We start from the raw sequence: 7,943 nt of genomic DNA on the forward strand, positions 1-7,943 counted from the left end.
TCCACGCATGGCGTGGATCTACAATCCAGGCGGGCAGCGGGCCTGTACCTGCGCGCACGCCCGTTTCGTCCATTCCTTCAACACCGGCTGCAGGCCTTGGTAACGCCGGCCTTGCCAGCCATTGGCCAGCACCGTGCCGTCGGCATCGATCATTACCAGATTCGGCGGTGCCAGCCCGGCCAATGCCTGCAGGGCCGGCATGCGCGCAGCGCGGCGCGGGTCAAGCACCGGCCACGGCATCTCCTGCGCGTGCATGTAGCGGCGCAGCGCGCTCTCGCTCTCATCCTGGCTGACGTACACCACTTCGGTATCGGCGCCGGCTTGGCGCAGGGCATCACGCACGCTGCGCAGCGTGGGTACGAAGGCATGGCACGGTGCACACCAGTCGGCACCGAAGTACAGCGCCACCAGTTTCGGCGGCTGTGTCCATTGCATCGGTCGCAGCGAGCGCTGTTCCGGCCGCATCAGCGAGGCCGAGACCTGCGCGTGCAGGTCCGCAGCCATCGCCGGTGCGGCCAGCAGCACGGCACAGGCCAGCAACAACGCTCGCTGCAGTTCAGAACGCATAGCGCAGGTTGACGTACCACGAACGCGCGAAGCGCGGCCCGTAGACATAGTCGCTGTCACGCAGCGCGCCCACTTCCAGATCTTTCTGGCGCTGATCGAACACGTTCTTGACACCCGCGGCCACCGACACTTCCTGCTGCGCCTGCGCGCCCAGATGGCGGTGCCAGCGAGCACCAAGATCGGTGACCAGGAAGGAACGCGTACGGTGCAGCTCGCCCAACCGGTTGTTCAGCACCGACATCGGCCCGGTATGGCGCAGCGCGACGAAGGTTTCCCACGGCTCGGCGGGCATCCAGCTGAGCTGCGCCAGGCCGGTCCAGCGCGGGGTCTTCAGGTAGTCGCGGCTTTCGATGATGGTGTCGCCACCGTCGCCGGTGTCGTCGAAGATGCGCTGCGGTTCGCGGAAGCGCGAGCGGTACCACGAGGCACCGGCGGTCAGGCGCCACTGCGGCGACGGCTGCCAGCCGAGGTTGGTTTCCGCGCCCAGCACGTTGGAGCCGGAAGCGTTGTAGCGCAGCTGGCTCAGTTGTCCGTCACCGCCGCGCTGGATCTCGCCCAGCGCGAAGGTATCGCGGATGCGTGCATAGGAGGCGGTAGCATCCCAGCTCCACACTGGATTGGCCGGGTCCGAGCGCCAGTCGAAGCCGAACAGGGTGGTCAACGCGCGCTCTTCCTTCAGGCCATCGGTGTTGCGCACGCGCACCTGCTCGCCACCCAGCGTATCGACGTGCACGTCCTCGACGAAGATCTCCGGCGCACGGAAGCCGGTGGCGATGCCGGCGCGCCATTTCAGGTTGGGCGTGGCCTGCCAGGCCAGGGCGATGCGCGGCGAGAACACCGCGCTGTCCAGTTCCGAGCTCTTGTCCACGCGTGCGCCCAGTACCAGGTCGACGTTGTCACGCAGGCTCCATTCGTCCTGGATGAAGGCGCCCAGGTTGTGGAAGGTTGCATCTTCCAGCACCGCCAGGCGCTGCCCGTCACCGGTGCGGTTGCCGTCGCGCAGCGCCTCGTGCTTGTACTGCACGCCGAAGGCCAGCGCGTGCGCGCCCAGCCGCCAGTTCAACTGGCTGTCGATATAGTGCAGCGGGTTTTGGGTGCGGCCGTATTGGCGCCACGAACGCGAGGCCGCGCTGCCGGCCACGTTGGGATCCAGCTGCGACGGGTCATAGCCGGGTGCAGACGGATCGGTAACCACGTCGCCAAGACCGCCGTAGAAACTGTCGCGGTCGATGTCGGCGAAGGCGTAGGCCAGGCGGAAATCGACGTCGGCATTGATTTCCTGATCCCACGACACGCTGCCGCGCCGGTATTTCGTATCCAGCGATTCGGCGATGTTGGCCAGGTATTCGGGCTGATCCAGTCGATCGCCGCCACGCCGGGTTTCATCGGTCACCTGCAGGTCCAGGCGCAGCCGCGTGCCCGGCGTGGGCGCGTACCAGGCCTGCAGCCCGCCGACCTTGAGGTTCTTGCGGGTGATCTCGGTGTAGCCGTCACCGTTGTAGTCGATGCCGCTGTTCCAGTTGCGCTGGGCAATCACTGAAAGCCCGGCGTCGGCATCTTTCGCCACCAGGTCCAGGCGCACGTCGGCATTCTTCTGCGGTGTGCCCTTCAGGACATCCACGCCGGCCTGCACATGGCCGCCGCTGCGCGCCGGCAGCGGCGGAATCAGGTTGATCACACCGGCCACCGCACCCGGGCCGTACAGCGCCGAGCCGCCGCCCTTGACCACTTCGATGCGGTCGACGAACCCGGCCGGGATCTGTTCCAGGCCGTACACGCTGCCCAGCGTGGACAACAGCGGGATGCCATCGAACAACAGCTGGTTGTAGGCACCGGGCAGGCCCAGCAGCTGCACTTCGCTGGTGTTGCAGTTCTGGCAGTTGCTTTCCACGCGCAGGCCGTTGATCAGCTCGGCGGCGCGCGAGAAGTCGGTGGCCGCGCGCAGCGCGATGTCTTCCTTGCGCAGCACTTCGGTGCGGATCGGGACATCGGATAGCAGGCGTTCGCTGCGGGTGGCGGTGCTGACCTTGACCTGCACGCGGTCCAGCTCGGTGGGCTTCGAGGTGGCGGCCAGTGCAGGCAGCGGCACGGTCAGGGCAATGGCGGCGGCCAGGGGCAGCCGATGGAAGAGGGGCGTGGCAACGGGCATGAGGGCGTCGTCCTTGGGAGAAGAAAGGCGGCGAGGGCGACCTGGCTGACGCATATGAAAGCAGCGGCTTATTAATATAGCAAGTGCTATATAACGAGGCTGAGGCAATTACGCTTTGGGTACCAGTCGAGTCAGATCATGCATGTGTTATAACATTACATAAAACGACCGCAACCCTGCCGGTGGTCATGTCCATAGGATGGAGTTGCCGTGTAGGCGCGGTCGGATCGTCAGCCGCGGCGGAATGCGGCGGGGGTCCGGGCGCCGACGATGATCATGCGGATCATCGTGGAGATCTGTTCGACCAGTTCCGGATCCTTCTCCGGCGGCAGGTCCATGGCGGTGGCACCCATCGCGAACACCAGCCGGGTGATGGCCTTGGCCACCAGCTCGGGGGCATGCAGCACAGCGCCGTCCAGTGCAGCCAGGCGCACCAGGTCGTGCTGCAGCTCTTCTTCGAAATAGTGCAGTTCGCGTTCGACCGCATGCTTGAAGTCGTCCGAGCCGACCGCGCCTTCACGCAGCAGCACGTGCAGCAGCTTGTCGTCGGCGCGCAGCTGTTCCATGAAGGTCTCCACGGAAACGCGCACCACGCTGGTGGCGGTAGACGTGGCGCGCTGGCGGGCCTCGCCGATGATGGTGCGCAGCGAGCGGCCGGCGGCGTCGATCAGCGCCACGGCCAGTTCGTCCATGTCGCGGAACTGCCGGTAGAAGCTGTTCGGCGCAATGCCGGCCTCACGTGCCACTTCGCGCAGGCTGAGCGTGGACAGGCTGCGGTGTGGCCCGATCAGCTTCAGGGCGGCGGCCAGCAGATCCTCGCGGCTCACCGTACGGCGGGCCGGGCTGTTGGCATCTTCAGGCGTCGACAAGGCGGTGGCGGCGGCCATGGGGGTTCCGGTGGGGCGAGGCTGAATCATACCCAATCCGGTTCAATATACACATGTATACACAGGTGTATGTGCGCCCGTATAGTGCGCCCATGAGCGCTGTCGTCCGTCCGTCCCTGTTCTCTCCGTACCGCTGGGTCTCGCCGTCGCTGTTCGATTTCTGGGCGGGCCAGCTCAATCCCCTGTGGACCCTGCGCGAGCCGGTGGCCCGACTGGTCCGGCGCGAGCCGGCCGGCGAGGGCGCGGCGACCCTGGTCCTGCGCACCAACCGGCACTGGGCCGGCGTGCGCGCCGGCCAGCACGTCACCCTGGGCGTCGAGATTGAGGGGCGCCTGTGGCAGCGCAGCTACAGCCCTACCGCACTGGGTCGGCGCGAGCTGGCGATCACCGTCAAGGCGATCGATGGCGGCCGGGTCAGCCAGCATCTGGTCAACCATGCACAGCCGGGCGAACTGTTCCGCCTCGATGCCGCCTTCGGCGAGTTCCATATGCCGGCCGCGGCGCCGGTGCTGCTGCTGGCTGCCGGCAGTGGCATCACGCCGATGCGCAGCCTGTTGCGCGACGCCTGCCAGCGCCCGCTGGCAGCACCGGTGGACCTGTTCTATTGGGAGCGCACCGCCGCCCATCTGCAGTTCCGTGATGAACTGCAGGCGCTGGCCGCGGCACATCCGAACCTGCGCGTGCATCTGCTGACCACCCGCGAGGGTGAGGCGCCGGCCGCGCGCATCGATACCCATGATCTGCAGGTGGCCGGCGATGACACGCCGCTGGCGCAGCGCCATGTGTTGGCCTGCGGTCCGGATGGCTTCGTTGCCGCTGCGCGTGAACGCCTGGCGCACCAGGTGGCTGGCTTCCAGGCCGAAGCCTTCACCCCGCCGGCGCCACTGCGCGATGCCAGCAGCGAAGGCGAGGTGTCGCTGACGCTTGCGCGCAGTGGCCGCCAGCTGAGCGTGCCGCGAGGCCGCTCGCTGCTGGAAAGCCTGGAAGCGCATGGCATCAAGCCCAAGCACGGTTGCCGCATGGGCATCTGCAACACCTGCACCTGTGATCGCGTCAGTGGCGCCACCCGCCACCTTCGCACCGGCGACCTGCAGTCCGAATCGGCACAGCCGGTGCGGATCTGCGTGAGCGCACCGACCACCGACCTGACTCTGGATCTCTGAGGACGCCTGCCATGACCCGCGCTACCGACCGTGCCCTGAGCACCGCCGAGATGCATGCCTTCGGTGAGGAACTCGATGCGATCCGCGACCGTGTGATCGGCAGCCTCGGCGCCTCCGATACCCGCTACATCCGCCGCGTGGCCGCCGCCGTGCGCTGGTTCGGCGTGGGTGGCCGTGGCCTGCTGTTCCTGGCGGCCTTTTCGCCGCTGTTCTGGATGCCGCTGCTGTGGCCGGCCGCGATCACCGGCACGCTGCTGCTGGCGCTGTCGAAGATCCTGGAGAACATGGAGCTGGGCCACAACGTGATGCACGGCCAGTTCGACTGGACCGGTGACCCCAAGCTCAATGGCAACACCTACGAGTGGGACATCGTTGCCACCGCCGACAACTGGCGCAAGACCCACAATTTCCGCCACCACACCTACACCAATGTGCGTGGCATGGACGATGACATCGGTTATGGCCTGCTGCGAATCTTCCCGGAACAGCGCTGGAAGCCGTTCTACCTGCTGCAGCCGATCATCGCGCCGATCTTCGCGCTGCTGTTCCAGTGGGGTGTGGCCGCGCAGGACCTTCGCCTTGGCCGCTGGCTGAAGGGCCGCATCAGCGGCCGTGCGATGTGGCTGCAGACCCGCCCGGTGGCGCGCAAGATGGCCCGCCAGGTGCTGAAGGACTACGTGTTCTTCCCGCTGCTGGCTGGTCCGTTCTTCCTCACCGTGATGCTGGGCAACCTGGTCGCCAACGGCCTGCGCAACATCTGGACCTACGTGATCATCTTCTGCGGGCACTTCACCGCCGAATCGGAAACCTTCCCCAAGGAGTGCCTGCGCAATGAGTCGCGCGGCCATTGGTACCTGCGCCAGCTGCGCGGTTCGTCCAACATCAGCGGTGGCTTCCTGATCAACGTGCTGTCGGGCAACCTCAGCCACCAGATCGAGCACCATTTCTACCCGGATCTGCCGGCCAACCGTTATGCGGCCATCGCCAAGGAAGTGAAGGACATCTGCCGTCGTTACGGCCAGCACTACAACAACGGCTCGCTGCCGCGCCAGTTCGGCCAGGTGGTCTGGCGCATCCTGCGTCACGCGTTCCCCAGCAAGCCGCGCCGCCTGCCGATGCCGGACATCATGTCCGCGCCGGCATCGGCCAACGCGGGCTGATCGACTCAGCCCGCCTTCGCCAGGGCCGCCTGTTCGCGGTCCAGGCGGCGCAGGAACACCTGCATTTCCTTGTGTGCCTGCTGGTCACCCTTGCTGCCGGCCACGCTCAAGCCGCGTTGCCATGCTTCGCGCGCCGCCAGCGGCTGGCCACTGGCCAGCCAGGCTTTGCCCAGCAGCTTCCACGCCGCGGAATACTGCGGATCAAGCACCACGCACCGGCCCAGATGGGTGGCCGCGCGCACCGGGTTGCCCGCATCCAGCCAACCCTTGCCCAGGCCGAAGCGCAGCAGCGCGCCGTCCTTGCCGTTGGCAAGCATGCATTCCAGGGCTTCGATGTTCATCCGCGCACCTCCACCAGCAGTTCGGTGGGGCCGGGCTGGAAGCGGCCACGATGGAACAGCAGCGGCGCGCCGCCGTTCTCGTGCACTTCGATGATGCGGCCGGCCAGCAGCAGATGATCACCCACCGGCCACTGTGCGTGGCGGGTACAGGTGAGGTGGGCGACCGCACCGGCGATGCGTGGTGGAGCATCCTCGTCATCATCCAGCAATGCCAGGCCGTCGAAGCGGTTGCGGACCTGCGGATCGGCAAAGCGCCGGGCCAGCGCTTCCTGGTCGGCCGCCAGCACGCTGATCGCAAAGCGGGTGGCGCGCTGGAAGGTGGACAGGCTCTGCGCATGCAACGCCAGGTTCCACAGCACCAGTGGCGGCTGCAATGACACCGGCACGAACGAATTGATGGTCAGGCCGATGGGTTTGCCCTGCGCATCGCGCGTGCAGACGATGGCCACGCCGGTAGGAAAGTGGCCGAGCAGCCGCCGCAGGGCCCGCGGCGGCATCTCGACCGACGGCACCGGGGCCGGGGCGGGGAAAACCCCCGCCCACGGCCCGGCGTACGGCAGCGTTTCGCCGCTCATGAGGCCCTGGCCTGGCGGTAGCGCCGGCCGACCTCGGCCCAGTTGATGATGTTGAAGAACGCACCGATGTAGTCCGGGCGACGGTTCTGGTAGTGCAGGTAGTAGGCGTGTTCCCAGACATCCAGTGCGAGGATCGGGGTGTTGCCGGACAGGCCCACGGCCGCACCCATCAGCGGGCTGTCCTGGTTGGCGCTGCTTTCCACCTGCAGGCGACCATCGCGATCGCTGGTCAGCCAGGCCCAGCCGCTGCCGAAGCGGGTCTGCGCCGCCTTGGTGAAGGCCTCCTTGAAAGCATCGAAACCGCCGAGGTCACGGTCGATGGCGGCGGCCAGTTCGTCATCGGGTGCACCACCGTTGGTGCTGAGCACGGTCCAGAACAGGCTGTGGTTGGCGTGGCCGCCGCCGTTGTTGCGGATGGCGCCGCGCTGCGCCTCGGGCACGGCATCGAGGTTGGCGATCAGCGCCTCGACCGGCTGCTCGGCGATGCCGGCCTGCTCGATGGCGGCGTTGAGGTTGTTGACGTAGGCCTGGTGGTGCTTGCTGTGGTGGATGTCCATCGTGCGCGCATCGAAATGCGGCTCAAGGGCGTCGTAGGCGTAGGGGAGCGGGGGAAGCGAGTACGACATCGAAGCAATCTCCGTGGGGAAGGCCAGAGGGCTGGCCGTGGGGAGACTGTTATCGCACCTCAACATTGGTTGAGGTCAAGGGGCGGGATTGAGGTGCGTACGCGTTCGTCGCTTTGATTCTTCCTGCAGGACAGCACGAGCGAAATGGTAGTGCCGGCCGCGGGCCGGCATGCCGGCAAGGTCGGGGTGGCCGCCCCCGGCCGGCCCAAACAGAAACCCCGTTTGGAAACAGCCGGGCGCGGGGCACAGCTGCCCCCGCCCCCCGGACAACGGGCGGTGGGGGGGGGGGCGTGGGGGCGGGGCCGGCCCCACCTTGGTGGTGTTGGGGGGGGCGCCCCCCCCCCCCCCCCCCCCCCCCACAACCGGTATCAACAAAGGCGCCGGCAGGCGAACCAGCCGCCGGCGTTTTCATCAACTCAACTCAACCAATCCTTGCAGGCGCCATCCACCTGCTCCCCGCACGCCTGCTGCATCC

Annotated in this window: 8 protein-coding genes; 2 read left to right on the forward strand and 6 right to left on the reverse strand. The window is 67.1% G+C overall.

Annotated elements, in window-relative coordinates; translation table 11 throughout:
* Nucleotides 1–18: 18 nt before the first annotated feature.
* From R5H29_RS08130 to fabR, 3 genes are all read right to left on the reverse strand, one after another.
* On the reverse strand, nucleotides 19–567 hold the full coding sequence (locus tag R5H29_RS08130) for a thioredoxin-like domain-containing protein (protein ID WP_332329042.1): 549 nt from the start codon (nucleotides 565–567) through the stop codon (nucleotides 19–21).
* Nucleotides 557–2,716: a TonB-dependent receptor gene (locus R5H29_RS08135; RefSeq protein WP_332329043.1), complete on the reverse strand. Its 2,160-nt coding sequence runs from the start codon at nucleotides 2,714–2,716 to the stop codon at nucleotides 557–559. Before R5H29_RS08135 ends, R5H29_RS08130 begins: the two co-directional genes overlap by 11 nt.
* A gap of 230 nt (nucleotides 2,717–2,946) precedes the next feature.
* Nucleotides 2,947–3,603 (reverse strand): HTH-type transcriptional repressor FabR, encoded by a 657-nt coding sequence (gene fabR / locus R5H29_RS08140; protein ID WP_005409961.1) that lies wholly within the window; start codon nucleotides 3,601–3,603, stop codon nucleotides 2,947–2,949.
* Between the two features lie 92 nt (nucleotides 3,604–3,695).
* On the opposite strand from fabR, the gene R5H29_RS08145 reads away from it, so the two are divergent.
* Both R5H29_RS08145 and R5H29_RS08150 read left to right on the forward strand, forming a co-directional pair.
* Nucleotides 3,696–4,766 carry a ferredoxin reductase gene (locus R5H29_RS08145; RefSeq protein ID WP_332329044.1) on the forward strand — a complete coding sequence of 357 codons (1,071 nt, stop codon included), beginning with the start codon at nucleotides 3,696–3,698 and terminating at the stop codon, nucleotides 4,764–4,766.
* A gap of 11 nt (nucleotides 4,767–4,777) precedes the next feature.
* Nucleotides 4,778–5,926, forward strand: a complete 1,149-nt coding sequence (locus tag R5H29_RS08150) for an acyl-CoA desaturase (protein ID WP_134731576.1) — start codon at nucleotides 4,778–4,780, stop codon at nucleotides 5,924–5,926.
* A 5-nt stretch (nucleotides 5,927–5,931) separates the two neighbouring features.
* On the opposite strand, the gene R5H29_RS08155 is transcribed toward R5H29_RS08150, so the two are convergent.
* Genes R5H29_RS08155 through R5H29_RS08165 form a run of 3 tightly spaced genes read right to left on the reverse strand, consistent with a single transcriptional unit; the run spans nucleotide 5,932 to nucleotide 7,468 of the window.
* Entirely contained in the window at nucleotides 5,932–6,267 is a 336-nt protein-coding gene (locus R5H29_RS08155) for a lipopolysaccharide assembly protein LapB (RefSeq protein WP_019336271.1), read from the reverse strand.
* Nucleotides 6,264–6,842 carry a flavin reductase family protein gene (locus tag R5H29_RS08160; protein WP_021204258.1) on the reverse strand — a complete coding sequence of 193 codons (579 nt, stop codon included), beginning with the start codon at nucleotides 6,840–6,842 and terminating at the stop codon, nucleotides 6,264–6,266. Before R5H29_RS08160 ends, R5H29_RS08155 begins: the two co-directional genes overlap by 4 nt.
* Nucleotides 6,839–7,468 carry a superoxide dismutase gene (locus R5H29_RS08165; RefSeq protein ID WP_111102411.1) on the reverse strand — a complete coding sequence of 210 codons (630 nt, stop codon included), beginning with the start codon at nucleotides 7,466–7,468 and terminating at the stop codon, nucleotides 6,839–6,841. Before R5H29_RS08165 ends, R5H29_RS08160 begins: the two co-directional genes overlap by 4 nt.
* Nucleotides 7,469–7,943: the final 475 nt, after the last annotated feature.

Origin of the sequence: Stenotrophomonas sp. A3_2, from assembly GCF_036624925.1 — a bacterium.
In the GTDB taxonomy this organism is placed as follows: domain Bacteria; phylum Pseudomonadota; class Gammaproteobacteria; order Xanthomonadales; family Xanthomonadaceae; genus Stenotrophomonas; species Stenotrophomonas hibiscicola.

What these genes read in the sequence shown, in the direction of transcription:
- R5H29_RS08130 (WP_332329042.1), bottom strand. Translation starts at nt 567, where the DNA reads ATGCGTTCTGAACTGCAGCGAGCGTTGTTGCTGGCCTGTGCCGTGCTG.
- R5H29_RS08135 (WP_332329043.1), bottom strand. Translation starts at nt 2,716, where the DNA reads ATGCCCGTTGCCACGCCCCTCTTCCATCGGCTGCCCCTGGCCGCCGCC.
- fabR (WP_005409961.1), bottom strand. Translation starts at nt 3,603, where the DNA reads ATGGCCGCCGCCACCGCCTTGTCGACGCCTGAAGATGCCAACAGCCCG.
- R5H29_RS08145 (WP_332329044.1), top strand. Translation starts at nt 3,696, where the DNA reads ATGAGCGCTGTCGTCCGTCCGTCCCTGTTCTCTCCGTACCGCTGGGTC.
- R5H29_RS08150 (WP_134731576.1), top strand. Translation starts at nt 4,778, where the DNA reads ATGACCCGCGCTACCGACCGTGCCCTGAGCACCGCCGAGATGCATGCC.
- R5H29_RS08155 (WP_019336271.1), bottom strand. Translation starts at nt 6,267, where the DNA reads ATGAACATCGAAGCCCTGGAATGCATGCTTGCCAACGGCAAGGACGGC.
- R5H29_RS08160 (WP_021204258.1), bottom strand. Translation starts at nt 6,842, where the DNA reads ATGAGCGGCGAAACGCTGCCGTACGCCGGGCCGTGGGCGGGGGTTTTC.
- R5H29_RS08165 (WP_111102411.1), bottom strand. Translation starts at nt 7,468, where the DNA reads ATGTCGTACTCGCTTCCCCCGCTCCCCTACGCCTACGACGCCCTTGAG.